Source organism: Endoryza foliicola (assembly GCF_050589245.1).
Taxonomy (GTDB): Bacteria; Bacteroidota; Bacteroidia; order Chitinophagales; family Chitinophagaceae; genus Endoryza; species Endoryza foliicola.
This window is the reverse complement of the sequence record NZ_JBOBEW010000006.1, coordinates 260,415-274,688: the sequence shown is the minus strand read 5'-3', so window position 1 is coordinate 274,688 and position 14,274 is coordinate 260,415. Positions and strand designations below refer to the sequence as shown.

The 14,274-nt window shown below is 41.7% G+C and carries 13 protein-coding genes and 1 tRNA gene; 4 read left to right on the top strand and 10 right to left on the bottom strand.

What is annotated here, in order from left to right; translation table 11 throughout:
* Positions 1 to 107: 107 nt before the first annotated feature.
* The gene (locus tag ACQ2HE_RS15225; protein ID WP_430901132.1) at positions 108 to 1,412 is read left to right on the top strand and encodes an AAA family ATPase; all 1,305 of its coding nucleotides are present in this window, start codon (positions 108 to 110) and stop codon (positions 1,410 to 1,412) included.
* A gap of 6 nt (positions 1,413 to 1,418) precedes the next feature.
* Entirely contained in the window at positions 1,419 to 2,663 is a 1,245-nt protein-coding gene (locus ACQ2HE_RS15220) for a tetratricopeptide repeat protein (RefSeq protein ID WP_430901134.1), read from the top strand.
* A 42-nt stretch (positions 2,664 to 2,705) separates the two neighbouring features.
* Here ACQ2HE_RS15220 and ACQ2HE_RS15215 read toward each other — a convergent pair.
* Together ACQ2HE_RS15215 and ACQ2HE_RS15210 are read right to left on the bottom strand one after the other, a co-directional pair.
* A tRNA-Ser gene (locus tag ACQ2HE_RS15215) sits at positions 2,706 to 2,792 on the bottom strand.
* 43 nt (positions 2,793 to 2,835) lie between these two features.
* Positions 2,836 to 3,609, bottom strand: a complete 774-nt coding sequence (locus ACQ2HE_RS15210; protein ID WP_430901136.1) for a TatD family hydrolase — start codon at positions 3,607 to 3,609, stop codon at positions 2,836 to 2,838.
* Between the two features lie 100 nt (positions 3,610 to 3,709).
* Between ACQ2HE_RS15210 and ACQ2HE_RS15205 the strand changes: the two genes are divergently transcribed.
* Entirely contained in the window at positions 3,710 to 4,627 is a 918-nt protein-coding gene (locus tag ACQ2HE_RS15205) for a hypothetical protein (RefSeq protein ID WP_430901138.1), read from the top strand.
* 121 nt (positions 4,628 to 4,748) lie between these two features.
* Here ACQ2HE_RS15205 and ACQ2HE_RS15200 read toward each other — a convergent pair whose 3' ends face one another.
* Both ACQ2HE_RS15200 and ACQ2HE_RS15195 read right to left on the bottom strand, forming a co-directional pair.
* On the bottom strand, positions 4,749 to 5,378 hold the full coding sequence (locus tag ACQ2HE_RS15200; protein WP_430901140.1) for a polysaccharide deacetylase family protein: 630 nt from the start codon (positions 5,376 to 5,378) through the stop codon (positions 4,749 to 4,751).
* Positions 5,379 to 5,400: 22 nt separating this feature from the next.
* A complete protein-coding gene (locus ACQ2HE_RS15195; RefSeq protein ID WP_430901142.1) occupies positions 5,401 to 6,327 on the bottom strand; it encodes an ARPP-1 family domain-containing protein in 927 nt (308 codons plus the stop codon).
* A gap of 93 nt (positions 6,328 to 6,420) precedes the next feature.
* On the opposite strand from ACQ2HE_RS15195, the gene gltX reads away from it, so the two are divergent.
* The gene (gltX, locus tag ACQ2HE_RS15190) at positions 6,421 to 8,007 is read left to right on the top strand and encodes a glutamate--tRNA ligase (RefSeq protein ID WP_430901144.1); all 1,587 of its coding nucleotides are present in this window, start codon (positions 6,421 to 6,423) and stop codon (positions 8,005 to 8,007) included.
* A gap of 22 nt (positions 8,008 to 8,029) precedes the next feature.
* On the opposite strand, the gene ACQ2HE_RS15185 is transcribed toward gltX, so the two are convergent.
* The 6 genes from ACQ2HE_RS15185 to ACQ2HE_RS15160 form a co-directional block, all read right to left on the bottom strand.
* Positions 8,030 to 8,716: a hypothetical protein gene (locus tag ACQ2HE_RS15185; RefSeq protein WP_430901146.1), complete on the bottom strand. Its 687-nt coding sequence runs from the start codon at positions 8,714 to 8,716 to the stop codon at positions 8,030 to 8,032.
* A 68-nt stretch (positions 8,717 to 8,784) separates the two neighbouring features.
* Entirely contained in the window at positions 8,785 to 9,561 is a 777-nt protein-coding gene (locus ACQ2HE_RS15180; RefSeq protein WP_430901148.1) for an enoyl-CoA hydratase/isomerase family protein, read from the bottom strand.
* Between the two features lie 9 nt (positions 9,562 to 9,570).
* Positions 9,571 to 9,978: a cobalamin B12-binding domain-containing protein gene (locus tag ACQ2HE_RS15175; protein ID WP_430901150.1), complete on the bottom strand. Its 408-nt coding sequence runs from the start codon at positions 9,976 to 9,978 to the stop codon at positions 9,571 to 9,573.
* A gap of 118 nt (positions 9,979 to 10,096) precedes the next feature.
* A complete protein-coding gene (locus ACQ2HE_RS15170) occupies positions 10,097 to 10,681 on the bottom strand; it encodes a YceI family protein (protein WP_430901152.1) in 585 nt (194 codons plus the stop codon).
* Between the two features lie 501 nt (positions 10,682 to 11,182).
* Positions 11,183 to 11,983, bottom strand: coding sequence for a metallophosphoesterase family protein (locus tag ACQ2HE_RS15165; protein WP_430901154.1), 801 nt, complete (start codon positions 11,981 to 11,983; stop codon positions 11,183 to 11,185).
* A 5-nt stretch (positions 11,984 to 11,988) separates the two neighbouring features.
* A complete protein-coding gene (locus tag ACQ2HE_RS15160; protein ID WP_430901156.1) occupies positions 11,989 to 14,268 on the bottom strand; it encodes a glycosyl hydrolase family 95 catalytic domain-containing protein in 2,280 nt (759 codons plus the stop codon).
* Positions 14,269 to 14,274: the final 6 nt, after the last annotated feature.

Here is a 14,274-nt window from a genome sequence, read left to right as displayed (position 1 = left end):
AAAACACTTATTTCAACCTCCACATCATTCTTTCTTTTCTTGCAATTCTGCCGTTATTTTGTACTTTCGACGCTTGCGATTGACCTACGCATTCGAAACATAAAATCATGAACGAACAAACTGTAAATAGCCTACGAGAAGCACTCAAACTCTCCCCCGACAATGTGCCCCTGCGAATGCTTCTCGCAGAAACCCTCATCATGCTCAACAAACTTGATGAAGCCGAAAAAGAATACACCGAAGCACTCAATTATACCCAAGACACGAAAATAAAACTGGGGTTGGCCAACGTTTTCTACAAAAAAGAAAATTACTCGGCCTGCAACGTTATTCTAGAGTCCTTGATCGATGCCGGATCCCTAGATGCCGCAGTGCTTACCCTACACGCAAAAGCCTTACTCAAAGAAAATGAACGAGGCAAAGCAATGGAAGCCTACCAACACTTGCTCGAACTCTACCCTAACAACTCCGATCAAGAACTCGACGAAGAATTGCGCATGCGCGCCGCTCACTTCGAAGAAGAACAAGACTGGACCGATAGCCGCTTTCTGGAAAAACCCGATGTTAAATTCGAAAACGTTGGCGGTATGCAAGGCGTAAAAAAAGAAATCGATCTTAAAATCATAAAACCGCTCCTACACCCTGAACTTTACAAAGCCTACGGAAAAAAAATAGGAGGCGGTATCTTGCTTTATGGACCTCCCGGATGCGGTAAAACTTTTATCGCCAAAGCTACCGCGGGTGAAGTGAACGCCAAATTCATCAATGTTGGATTGAATGACATCCTCGACATGTGGGTGGGTAACAGCGAAAAAAACCTACACGATATTTTCGAACTGGCTCGAAACAATACCCCTTGTGTAATTTTTATCGATGAAATTGATGCTCTCGGCGCCAGCAGATCTGATATGAAACAATCTGCTAGCAGGCACCTCATTAACCAATTCCTACAAGAACTCGATGGCATCTCCAACAACAACGAAGGGGTGCTCATCCTCGGAGCTACCAATACACCCTGGAACCTAGACCCGGCCTTTAGAAGACCCGGTCGTTTTGATCGCATTGTATTTGTTCCACCTCCCGATGAGGCCTCAAGAGAAGCCATCTTCAAACTTAAATTGGCAGCTAAGCCAACCGAAGGGATCGATTACTCGCAATTGGCAAAAAAGACAGAACATTGTTCCGGGGCCGATATCGACGCCATCATCGACCTCGCAATTGAGGAAAAATTAGAAGCCTCTTTCGATAGCGGTGTCCCTACACCCCTTCAAACAAAAGATTTGTTGAATGCGATAAAAAAGCACCGTCCAAGCACGCAAGAATGGTTTGCCTCTGCGAAAAATTTCGCATTGTTCGCCAATGATTCCGGACTTTACGATGATATTTTAGCTTACTTAAAAATTAAGAAATAAGAACGAATGCTCAGTGACCCAAGAATTGCGCAGGCTCACCTGCTCATTCAACAACAACGCTATACCGATGCAAAACGCATCTTAAAAAATATTCTCGCAGAATACCCTAACGATTTGGTGAGTTTGATTTTCATGGCAGAAATCAGTTTACAAGAAGACAACTACCAAGAAGCCGGAAGCTTTATCGACCGCGCTATGGTTGTTGACCCAACAGACTCGAGATTGTATTACATGAAATCCAGAATTGCTCTGGCGCAAAACAACTATTCAGAAGCGCGTTACTTTGTTGGAGAAGCAATTAATGCCGATCCAACAATTGCCGCTTACTTTACTTTACAAGCAAATATTGCACTTGTTGAGAAAAAATACGAACTAGCCTTGGAAAATGCCGACCGTGCATTAGAACTAGATCCTGAGAACGTAGGCGCATTGAACGTACGCAGCACTTCCTTACTTAAGCTGAATAGAAAAGAAGAAAGTTTTCAGACCATTCATGGCGCATTAAGAGAAGACCCAAATAACGCTTATACACATGCGAATTATGGCTGGGGGCTTTTGGAAAAAGGTGACCATCAAAAAGCCAAAGAGCATTTTAAAGAAGCGCTGAAGATTGATCCGGGTTTTGAGCACGCACAGCATGGAATGAAAGAAGCGCTGAAAGCCAGCAATCTTATCTATCGCCTTTATTTGAAGTATTCATTCTTCATGGCGAACCTAAGTTCTAAATACCAATGGGGCATCATTTTAGGTTTCTATTTTGGAACCCGCCTCTTAAGAACTCTTGCAGAAAAAAACCCTACGCTGGATAAGTACCTCACTCCCCTCATTATTCTTTTAGCGTTGTTTGCGATCTCTACTTGGATCATGAAACCTTTTGGAATCATGTTGCTGCGTATTAATAAGTACGGCAAATACATGCTGAATTCAAAAGAGAAACTCTGTGGAAACTTAGTTGGAATCAGCTTTTTGTTGTTTCTAGTTGGTTTAATTGGTGCCATTGCCACCAATATAGAATGGTATGCGGCGTTGGCTTTGTTCGGATTCACCATGATGGTGCCTCTGGGAAATCTGGCATCTACCAGTAAATACAAATATTTCTATCCGGCGTATGCTGCAGGTATGGCACTTATCGGAATCGGTGCTTTAGCGCTCGCATTCAACGGCTCCTTAGACAATCTACTGTCATTCATTTACATTATAGCTTTTGTAGGCTATCAATGGATCTCCAACATTATAATTATGAAAAGCTGATAAATAAAAAAGAGCTGTTTGAATCAGCTCTTTTTTTATTTGCGGAAGAGAAGGGATTCGAACCCTTGATACGGTTTCCCGTATACACACTTTCCAGGCGTGCCAGTTCAACCACTCCTGCACTCTTCCGTACTTGGGTTGAAATAAGGGCAGCAAAAATACAATTGCAAGGTCAGATTGCGAATATTTTTTTCGCATTCCTGTTTGTATGTTCCGCCACTGTTTCTAAGCTCAGCTCCTTCACATCAGCCACCATTTGAGCAATATAGGTCAAGTAACTGCTTTCATTTCTTTTACCTCTGAAAGGAACAGGTGGCAAATAAGGCGCATCCGTCTCTAATACCAACCACTCCAATGGTAATTGCTTAACGGCATCGGCCAATCCCGACTTTTTATAGGTAATTACTCCCCCAATTCCCAGAAAGAAACCCATTTCGATGATCTCCAACCCGGTAGCGGCATCGTCGGAAAAACAATGAAAGATACCCCGAACAGTGCCTTTGGGGAACTCTTTGATAATTTCCATGCAATCGCGCGTAGCATTTCTGCTATGGATCACAATTGGAAGATTCTTTTCTATGGACCATTGAATTTGTGTACGAAAGGCCTCTTTTTGCTGTTCTTGGAAACTTAAGTCCCAGTAATAGTCGAGCCCAATTTCTCCCACGGCAATAAAATCTTTGGTATCGAGCCATTTTTTAGCGATTTCCAACTCTTCTTTCCAATCTGCCGTAATTGAACAAGGGTGCACACCCATCATAGGTTTGCAGTTTTCGGGGTATTGGTCGGCTAGTTTCAAGAGGGCTTGGTGCTCGTCTTTATCGATGGCGGGCAAACAAAAGGTGGAAACACCCGCTTCCACGGCTCGCTGAATCATAGCGGCTCGATCATCGGAAAATGCACCTACGTATAAATGGGCATGAGTATCAATCAGTTGTGTTTTCATCGACGCAAAATTCCCAAAAAAAATTAAGAAAGCGTTAAACTATGAGAAATGGAACTGGTCTGATATTCGTTATTTCCCTGTGAACAATTAAATCATTATCATGAAAACGATCCCGCAAATTACCAGACTTACCAGTATTGCACTTTTATCAGGAATCCTAGTATTCAGTGCATGTAAAAAAGAAAGCTCTTCAGATAGCGCAGCCGACAAAGAAACCTATGCTGCCGCCACCGGCCAAGCGCAATCGGAAGCCGATATTGTGTTTGACGATGTATTCAACAATGTTGTTGGTGTTGACTCAGAAGTGGGTGTTGGAGCAGGTGTAGGCGTATTCAGCAGTTCAAACACCACAGATGGAGCAGTTGAAACAAACGGAGTAAATGGAGTTGACTCAACTCGCTGTTTTACAGTAACTTATACCCAATTAGCAGCCCCTGCTCGTTTCCCTCTTCAAATTACTCTTGATTTTGGAGCAGGTTGTACCGCACGCGATGGTCGTACTAGAAAAGGAAAGATCATTACTGTGTATACCGGTCCGTTAATTGTTCCGGGCAATAGCAGTACTACAACTTTTGATGGTTATCAAGTAGATAGCATCAAAGTTCAGGGAACGCACAAGGTTCAAAACGTTAGTACTTCAAATAACAGAGCCTTCAAGATAACCGTTACGGGTGCCAAATTGACCAAGCCGAACGGTAACTATTCAGAGTGGAACAGTGAGAAAACAATCACTCAAACAGAAGGTAACGGAACTCCTCTATTACCACTCGATGATGTATTCAGTGTAAGCGGTGCGTCCAACGGTTCTGTACTAAAGAATGGCCAATTGTTCCAATGGTCAACCGAAATCACCAATCCTTTAATTAAGAAATTCCTCTGCCGTTGGTTCGTTCAAGGAACCGTGGTTTTGAGAAAAAGCAATAGCCCTGTAGCTGAACTGAATTATGGTACCGGAACCTGCGATAACAAAGCAACCCTCACGGTAAATGGGGTGGTTCGGGAAATTACTTTGCCGTAATTAAAAAAGTATTTACCTTTAAATCAGTTTTCATAGGGTACGGATTAAAAACGGGCCAGGGTGTCTACCCAGGCCCAACTTTTTTTAAGGACAAACTGATCAAAAAATACCACTCTGTTTATCAATCAATTACTTCAAAACGGTATCCTTCTTTCTTTAAAAACTGCATCACTTTCGGCAATGCTTTCTCTAATCTTGGAAATGCTTTTTCTGAATCATGAAATACGATAACTGATCCATTGCTTACATTTTGTATTACATTCTCCGCACAAGTAATGTCATCAATTTGAAAATCAAAGTCACCACTCAACACATCCCACATAATCACTTTCATTTCAGGAAACGCTTTTTTCAACAATCGCCACTGACTTTTTTTCATGCGACCATAAGGAGGCCGAAATACATTTGATGGAATTAATTGGGAAGCTTCACGAATGTTGTTGAGGTAAGTTTCGTCATCCGTTTTCCACCCGTTCAAGTGATTAAACGTATGATTTCCAACTACATGATTTCGATCAATAATCTGCCGAAAAATTTGCGGAAATTTTCGCACATTGTCACCAATACAAAAGAAGGTAGCTTTTGCATTGTATTCCTCCAACACAGACAACACAAAGGGTGTAATGGTAGGATGCGGGCCATCGTCGAAACTGAGGTAAACTACCTTGCCGCTTTTAGCTGGATTTCGCCAAAACCCGCTAGGATAAAGCACTCTAAGCCACCAAGGTGTTTTTACCAAATAGTTCCGCATGAATTAAAGATAGCTATTTTCTCTATTGACTGAACAGCGTTAATCGAAAGGGTTTCAATTGATAATAAGTCAATTTCCCATGTGTTTTTAGATACTGTTGTTGCGATGCTTCACTGATGAGTGCGGGATCTATATATTGAGCTATTTCTTCATCTGTTTTTGCAAGCTTCGACCCAAAACTCACCGCTTCTTCTATGAAAGCATCCAGCAAATACGAACTGTTTTGATAAAACAATTCTTTGGTCAAAAAAGCTTCTAACCCCAACACACGATTTCCTGAAACAGCGATCATTCCAACCCAATTACTATCCCTTTTTGAAATAACCCGATCCATGTAATTTCTATATTGAGCCATTTCTTGCATTAGGAGCTTATCACTTCGCTCACTTGTATACGTTAGTGTAGGTGATGGAATTTTCAAACTATCGAGTTGGCCGTAAATTTCTTTCCATATCAACACTTGATTATGTGTTGTTTCCAAAATTTTTCGAAGAGAAGGATTTGCATAACTGAAGTAAGAGAACTTTTTTTCTTTCTCACTCCAACGGTCTTCTTCAATGCACATTACTGAAATATATTGGTCTGCACCACCTGCCGGCATGAGAATAGTATCTCGTGTAACCATCCTGTCTTGACGGCCTCCAACCAAAATTTCACCCCCTGCTACGTAAATTGGATGTGTTGAAGTATTGTTAATTCTAACCCAGTGAACATTTTCTGTAGAGGCAGTACCCCGCTCCGTTATGGTAGCCCATCCTTTTTTCATTGCATAGGATAAACTAACTAGAGGAATATTTCCCCCACCCCCACCACGGTAAATGGGTATTATTTTTAGGTTTTTGTAAGTGATCGCACTGTCGTAGTCTACCACCAAACTACTGTAAGTAAACTGAGCCGTAGCAACAACGGACGTCAGTAACAATAAGCAAAACAGTAGCACACTACGCATATGAGTGAAACGAATTTGAGTGGATGTTAGTACAAACCAACAAGTGATAACACTTATTTTTTCTCAGAAAGCAGCTAAAACAACAGGTTAAGTATGCGGTCATTTGATGCATTGAGATACCATCAAATTCACGGTTTGATTGTACCTTTGCCGCCTATGAGTAATCGAGTTAGAGTACGTTTTGCCCCCAGTCCTACAGGCGGGCTCCATTTAGGTGGTGTTAGAACCGTTTTGTACAATTATCTCTTTGCCAAGAAAATGGGAGGCGATTTTGTACTTCGTATCGAAGATACCGATCAAACCCGATTTGTGCCAGGCGCAGAGGACTATATTTTTAATTGTTTGGAATGGTGCGGATTGGTTCCCGACGAAAGCCCCAAACATGGCGGCGCCTTCGGTCCCTATCGCCAAAGTGAACGTAAACCCATGTACCGTCAGTATGCCGAGCAATTGGTAGCTGCCGGAAAAGCCTATTATGCATTCGATACCCCCGAGGAATTGGAGGCCATGCGTCAACAATACAAAACGCCGGAACTTCCTTCGCCTCAGTACGATCATACCCTCCGCCTCAACATGCGGAATTCTTTGAGTTTGTCGGAGTCAGAGACCAAAGCCCTTTTGGAATCCGGTGCCCGCCACGTGATTCGGATTAAAATGCCGGAAACAGGCACAGTGAGTTTTACCGACATGATCCGCGGGGAGGTAAGTTTTGAAACCGCTGTGGTAGACGATAAGGTTCTTCTTAAAGCAGATGGTATGCCTACCTACCATTTGGCAGTAGTTGTTGACGATTATTTGATGAAGATCACCCATGCGTTCCGCGGAGAAGAATGGCTTCCCAGCGCACCGGTACACGTGTTGTTGTGGGAGTATTTATTTGGAAAAGAGAACATGCCTCAATGGGCACACTTGCCTTTGATTCTCGGCCCCAGCGGAAAACTCAGCAAAAGAGATGGAGCGAAATATGGATTCCCTGTATTTGCTATGAACTGGACCGATCCTAAAACCGGAGAATTAACGGAAGGATTTAAAGAGAAGGGCTTTTTACCTGAAGCCTTTATCAATTTGCTTGCATTGTTAGGTTGGAATGATGGAACGGAAACCGAATTATTCAGCAAAGACGAATTGATCGCTGCCTTTTCAATGGAACGAGTACACAGTGGAGGTGCTAAGTTTGACTATGAAAAAGCAAAATGGTTCAACCACGAATGGATCAAAAAAGCAAGTGCCGAAAGTTTGATCTCAATGGTAAAAGAACAATTGGAAAAAGCTGGTACTACAAATGTCAATAACGAGTTACTAAACAAAGTAATTCCTTTGGTAAAAGACCGTTGTACCTTGCTCACCGATTTTGTTCAGCAAACACAGTTCTTCTTTGAAAGTCCGAAAACTTGGGACCTTGATGCCATCAAACCCAAGTGGAATGCCGATAAACAAGCTTTCTTCGAAGCATATATTGAAAGTTTGAAAACAGCCCATCCAACTGATGCGGTTACTGCAGAAGCGCAATTCAAAGAATTAGCAGCTGCTAAAAACATAAAGCCCGGAGAATTGCAACTACCCCTTCGCGTAATGTTGGTAGGTGGTAAATTCGGACCCCCGGTATTCGATATTCTATTGCTAATTGGAATTGAAAATGGAGTGGAGAGAATTCAAAGTTGTTTAACGCAATTGAATTAATATAGATTAGTCTGGACCCATATTAAGAAATAGGGTCCGGACTAACTAAACAGAATTCTTTATCTATAGAAAGTCCTGAAAACCCCTCCGTCACAAGAGCTTCATACAAATGCTCCGAGACATATATCCCTGTATTATTGTTGAACTTAGCCAAACAAAAAAGGTCAACTTGTAGATTAGGCTTTAGTTGAGTTTGTGAAATATGGTAGACTGTTAAATCGCGTAGAGTAGGATCAGAATAGTCTAAAAGATTAGTTGTTTCTTCGATATTCTCAGGTTGAATAGTTGCCACGGAATTTTTCTTCATTAAATCTGCGAACTGAACAATTCTTGTCTTTTCAATATCGATTAAATCATATCCCTTATCGATGGGAATAGCATACCAATAGGGATAACTATTGCCTCTTTGCTGAATACTTGTTGGCACGAACGTGATACCTCTTAACCTATACTTCTCTAAAAAAAGTTTAACTCGATCACTGACTAGTAAGCCGAAAATCGCTGCCGAGTCTGAAATAAAATCAGTCCGCTTTGCCTTCATCGAAAGAAAGCCAATAGGCACCTTGTATTTAAGAGGTAACGGATGAAATGGTTGATCTAAGACGCAATTCAAATCATTGTCATTACCAGCATAATCATGAGTTTGAATTTGTGGGAAATCTCCAACTCTCAACAATTCAATACATCTCGTCAAACGGTAATAAATCATAGATCACTTCTTGCAGTTTTAACTTCTTTGCGTTTACTCAGCGCCTCAAAATTCTCTGCGTCTCCCCCCTATTTCCCTTCAAACTTCGCCGCCCTCTTCTCCAAAAACGCAGTAGTACCTTCAATTCTGTCTGCAGTATTGAATGCAGCACCGAATAAATTGGCTTCTAGTAAATACCCGTTTTTAGATTCGTCCATGGCGGCATTGGCAGCAGTTATACAACCCGCTACCGCTAAAGGTGCCTTTGTATTAATTAAGGTTAGAATTTCAATGGCTTTGGGCAAAAGAGCTTCCGGCTCTACTACATAGTTAACAAGTCCCCACGATAATGCATCGGCAGCACTCAACATCTGTGCACTCATCAATAGCTCCAACGCCTTACCTTTTCCAATTAATTGCACCAAACGTTGCGTACCACCGTAACCGGGCACCAATCCGAGGTTCACCTCAGGTTGACCAAATTTGGCATTGCTACTGGCAATTCTAAAATGACAGGCCATGGCTAACTCACAACCTCCACCCAAAGCAAATCCATTCACGGCAGCCACAATTGGTTTGGCGTTGTTCTCTATTTTGAAAAAAGTGTCTTGACCAGAAATAGAAAGAGAAGTAGCAGCTTGTTGATCAAGACTGCTGAACTCCGAAATGTCGGCACCAGCTACAAATGCTTTTGGGCCGGCACCTGTTAAGATAACGGAGCGCACTTCAGGTTTGATAACCTCGTTTTCAAGAACATGATTCAAATCGGCAAATACTTGCTGATTGAGGGCATTCATTTTATCGGGGCGATTGATTGTAATGGTTAAAATACCATTGTCGATAGAAGTAAGTAAGGTGGCGTACATAAATAGGAATTAGAAATTACGATTGGTTTTTACCCATTCTGTGATATAAGCTACGATATCGGTGGTGGCAGTACCGGGTGCGAAGAGTTTGCCCACTCCCATTTCTTGGAGGGTTTTCATATCATCGTCGGGGATGATGCCTCCGCCTGTCAGCAGCACATCGTTCATGCTTTTTTCCTTCATTAAGTTGATCAATTTTGGAAACACGGTATTGTGAGCACCGCTTAAAATGCTCACTCCAATAGCATCCACATCTTCTTGAAGAGCAGCATTCACTACCATTTCCGGGGTTTGGCGAAGACCGGTATAGATCACTTCCATTCCGGCATCACGAAGGGCCGTTGCAATTACTTTGGCTCCACGATCGTGGCCGTCTAATCCAACTTTTGCAACAAGTACACGAATAGGTCTATTCATATGGAAAAATGTTCCACAAAATAACACAAAAAATGAACAAGTGTTAGCGATGTTAGGGAGAATCACATTAAAAAAGGGGCCCTGTTGGGGCCCCCAGAAAAAACTCCTATTCGAAAAATTATTTAGACAATCCGAATTCGAGGTTCAAAGTGATTTCTACATCTTTACCTACTACAGCACCACCTGCTTCAGTTACGGTATTCCATTTCAAATTGTAATCGAAACGGTTGATAGAACCTTTTACTTTGAAACCTGCTTTGGTATTACCCCAAGGATCTTTTACAGTTCCACCATAAGTAACATCAAATTTCACACGCTTTGTAATGTCGCGGATGGTCAAATCACCTTCCAAAACGTATTTGTTACCACTTACTTTTTTGAAAGAAACGCTTTTGAAAGTCATTTTAGGGAATTTCTCAGCATTGAAGAAATCATCAGATTTCAAATGCTTGTCGCGCATTTCATTGTCAGTATTGATGCTCGCTACATCAACCGTAAAGTCGATTGAAGCATCAGAAAAATCAGCTTTTGTGGTTTTTATAGTACCGTCGAAAGTCTTGAAAAGACCATCCACTTCACTTACCACGAGGTGAGTTACTGTAAATTTCACGTTTGAGTGTGAGGCATCTGTCTTCCATGTGCCTTGTGCGCTAGCTCCTAAGCTAATAACGAGAGCAGCAAGAGCGAATAATGTTTTCTTCATTGTTGTGTAATTTTCAATTGTGAAACAAAATTGGCTCCATTCTGTTCACAAAAAATTGATCTATGATAATAATTAAATGGAGGGATGTTAAAAGATGTTAATATTTCCTATTGAAATAGTAGAGTATTGGCTGAGAAGTTTTGTGTACTTGGCCTTGGGTTATTAGGCTTTAGGTTATTAGGCCTTAGTTTTTAGTTTTGAGTAGTAAGCTATGAGTATTGGTGCGTGTAAGTAGAACATAAAGCTTTTTAACCGCAGCGGCGCGGCGTTCGCAGCGGTAACGCAGCGGAAGCTTATTCACATAATCTATTCGTATGCTTTTATACAGAAGCCCAGCCCCGTAGGGGCGGAATGATTGTAGAAACATGAAACACAGGATTCCGCATTTTTAGCCCCAGGGGGGCGACATAAATAATGAAATACCTCTATTGCAATTTCGTAGAACTCAACGCCAATAGCCTAAAGCCTAAAGCCTAACACCCAAAGCCTAACACCCCACACCTAAACAACAACTTTCGCTCCGGCCGCTACCGGATTCATCATATAAGTATGAACCGAACCGTCTTGCAAGAGTTCTACTACCCGAAAACCACGATAACTGGTACCCCAGCTTCCGCCGATATGAGCATCAAAAATAAAAGGAATGTCGCCGGACTTTTTCACATCGTCCATGTCGTGATCGTGTCCATTGAAAACAGCTTTCACATTTTTATGCTGTTTCAAGAGTTCAAGCAAAGGCTGACAATCGACCGAGTTCGCCGTTTGCTTGGCAGAGTTAATATGAATAAATAAGAAGACTTGTCTCTTTTTACTGAACTTCTCCAATTCTGTTTTGATAAAATTCAGATCGGGACAAGTATAGGTTCCTTTCTCATCCGAACTAGTGGCCAGGATAAATCCGTACTCTTTCTCGCTGAAGGAATAATTCATAGGCATCTTCCAAATCGATTGCCAGAGTTCGGGAGTGGCATGATCATGATTACCCTGAGTTACATAGTATTTGGTTGGCAACTGATCCAAAGCCGCTTTAGCTCCTGCAAAATGCTTTGGATCATCGTGAATAATATCGCCGTTGAAAACCGTAAAAGCTACCTTATTTTTCGAATGAAAGGAATTAGCCGCACCTACAAATTCTTTGAAGAATTGCTCGTATTCGGTTTTGGGCTGACCATAGTGTCCATCGGAAGCTACAATAAAGCGTAGCTTCACTTCTTCTTTTAAGAATTCTGCACTGGCCCATTTACCTGAGCTTAGCAAAAGTGCTGCACTGGCAATATTTTTTACAAAGACTCTTCTTTCCATAAAAATCAATTTCCGATGAATGTATAGGTCCCCCCCTTCTTTGCATCAACTGTTACCAAGAGCCAATTTCCTAGAGGTTCCGATTGGAAAGTTACACCCTTCGTTTGATACTGAGCAGGCGGTAACAATAACTTCATTTTCCCGGTGGTTTTTGATGTTACCGTCACTGTTATCTTACGATTCTTGATGGAAGCGTCTACTCGATATCCTCCCTCTGCTATTAAATTTTCAAACGCTACTTCTTTCCAAGACGCCGGCAACGCCGGAAACACATGTATCATTCCGTTTTTGCATTGTAACAATAATTCATGGACCCCTTGAGCAAAAGCAAAATTTCCCTCAAGTGTGAAAGGACGATAGGTGAAGCTAGAATATTGCCCACCTTTTTGATCTCCATTCAGATGAAAACTATTGGGAGCACAAAAATTCGTTGAAAAAATGCGAAGCTGCTCCAAAGCTTTTTCAGCATCAAAAGCTCTTGCATATATGCAAGCCATCCAACTAAAGGAATATCCGCACCAAGCACGTGTGCCAATTTTTTCAATCTGCGTTAATGAAGCATCAATTACTTTTTTATCCTTTTCGTTGAGCGCATCTAATTGCATCATGGGATAAATGGCCATCAATTGAGCGTGGTGACGATGAGATGCATCTAAGTTCTGTCCATTCGCAATAGTCAGCCCTGTTTCATTCACATCAAAATCACCTACCTGTTTCAGTCCTTCTTCTAATAAAGCTTCCGGCAAATGCAGGTTCTTGTACTGAGGAAAACTTCGCTGTAGTTGTAACTGCAATTGTATTGCATACTTATACAAACTCTTATCATAATTTGTATAAGATCGAAACCAGGCTTTTATTGAATTGTCATGATATTCAGGACTGGAACTGATGATGAACCCTTGCTGTTTGTCTTGTTTCAATTTACTCAGCAGAAAAACAGTTGCTTCTTTAATGTATGGGAAGGCTCGATCTTTCAAGAATGCGGTATCTTGAGTATACACCCATTGCCAATAAAAGTGTTGCGCCACCCATGCTACGGTTGTTGGACTCATAGAATACTGAATCCATCCTCCCATTTCCTTCCCACTTATAGTTGTAACACCGGGTACAGCCAATCCATTCATTCCAAAATACTGCTTGGTCCAACGCAGGTTTTCAGCCTTGATTTTCCAGAGCCAACTTGTATAGCCCTGCGTTAATTCCAGATGATTGGAAGTATAACCGGGCCAGTAACTTAGTTGTGTATTCAAATCATGATGAAAATCGCCTTTCCACGGTGGCAGGTTCCCGTTATCTGCAGTCCAAATAGCTTGCAAGGCAATGGGCGGTGTAGTTGCTCGAGCCACGCAAGCGAATTTGTATTGTTCTCGGTAATACTGGGTTTCGATGAGTGGATCAGGAATACTAATGAAAGATTTACTCCAAAACTGATTCCACCATTCAATGTGAGTATCCCAATATGTAGGTTCTTTAGTACGGAGATCAAGAGGAGGCAATTCAGCTTTTTTATTTTTACTGATCGTCCATTGTCCAATTATCGATCCTTGTTTGCTGTATTTCCAATTCACGGCTACTTCGTAGTAGTCGGTTCCCCTTGTTGGTTGATGGTACAAAATAGATTCTTGCAATTGTTGGATATTGCCTTTTGCGTAACCCAATTGTTCAAGCCCCAACCCCTCAACACTGGAACCACCGGCACCTTTCTTCCCAGTATTGTAATTAGGCATTTGTAAAGCAGGTTTCAATTGCTTCATGAATTGCTCCGGATCGATGGTTTTTGGTAACTGCTCAATACTAAAATATCCGGTGTTGCGCATGGCATGCACGTATTGATGCATGATAATTCCATTGGAAAAACGAATTGTTAGCAATCCATCTTTTAGAGAAAGTGAAACTTCTTTTACGGTACCGAACGGATTCAAATCGAACTCCAAAGCTGCGCCTGGAATTTTAGTGGGGGCAGGCGATGCCTCATAAGGATCATCTCCCAATTTCTGAACCGTATCGTACTTGCCTTTCAATACTTGTTGTTGTACCCAACTAAACTTTAGTTTGTTTATTTTAGGCATTGGGCGGTCGTCCCACAGATCAATTCGGTCTAAACTCATTCTTAGCTTATCGCCTTTTTTCCAAACCAACGCTCCGATCCAACCGTTCCCCATGGGCATTCCATCATCCCAACGTGTAGGTAAATCCGAGAACTTAAAATCGTGCGAAGGCTTTAGCTGTGCACTAGCGCAAAAACATACCAATACAAAAAGAGAACCGAGCACTGTTTTTTTCATGATGCT

What these genes read in the sequence shown, in the direction of transcription:
- ACQ2HE_RS15200 (WP_430901140.1), bottom strand. Translation starts at nt 5,378, where the DNA reads ATGCGGAACTATTTGGTAAAAACACCTTGGTGGCTTAGAGTGCTTTAT.
- ACQ2HE_RS15195 (WP_430901142.1), bottom strand. Translation starts at nt 6,327, where the DNA reads ATGCGTAGTGTGCTACTGTTTTGCTTATTGTTACTGACGTCCGTTGTT.
- ACQ2HE_RS15160 (WP_430901156.1), bottom strand. Translation starts at nt 14,268, where the DNA reads ATGAAAAAAACAGTGCTCGGTTCTCTTTTTGTATTGGTATGTTTTTGC.
- ACQ2HE_RS15185 (WP_430901146.1), bottom strand. Translation starts at nt 8,716, where the DNA reads ATGATTTATTACCGTTTGACGAGATGTATTGAATTGTTGAGAGTTGGA.
- gltX (WP_430901144.1), top strand. Translation starts at nt 6,421, where the DNA reads ATGCGGTCATTTGATGCATTGAGATACCATCAAATTCACGGTTTGATT.
- ACQ2HE_RS15180 (WP_430901148.1), bottom strand. Translation starts at nt 9,561, where the DNA reads ATGTACGCCACCTTACTTACTTCTATCGACAATGGTATTTTAACCATT.
- ACQ2HE_RS15165 (WP_430901154.1), bottom strand. Translation starts at nt 11,983, where the DNA reads ATGGAAAGAAGAGTCTTTGTAAAAAATATTGCCAGTGCAGCACTTTTG.
- ACQ2HE_RS15170 (WP_430901152.1), bottom strand. Translation starts at nt 10,681, where the DNA reads ATGAAGAAAACATTATTCGCTCTTGCTGCTCTCGTTATTAGCTTAGGA.
- ACQ2HE_RS15220 (WP_430901134.1), top strand. Translation starts at nt 1,419, where the DNA reads ATGCTCAGTGACCCAAGAATTGCGCAGGCTCACCTGCTCATTCAACAA.
- ACQ2HE_RS15205 (WP_430901138.1), top strand. Translation starts at nt 3,710, where the DNA reads ATGAAAACGATCCCGCAAATTACCAGACTTACCAGTATTGCACTTTTA.
- ACQ2HE_RS15225 (WP_430901132.1), top strand. Translation starts at nt 108, where the DNA reads ATGAACGAACAAACTGTAAATAGCCTACGAGAAGCACTCAAACTCTCC.
- ACQ2HE_RS15210 (WP_430901136.1), bottom strand. Translation starts at nt 3,609, where the DNA reads ATGAAAACACAACTGATTGATACTCATGCCCATTTATACGTAGGTGCA.
- ACQ2HE_RS15175 (WP_430901150.1), bottom strand. Translation starts at nt 9,978, where the DNA reads ATGAATAGACCTATTCGTGTACTTGTTGCAAAAGTTGGATTAGACGGC.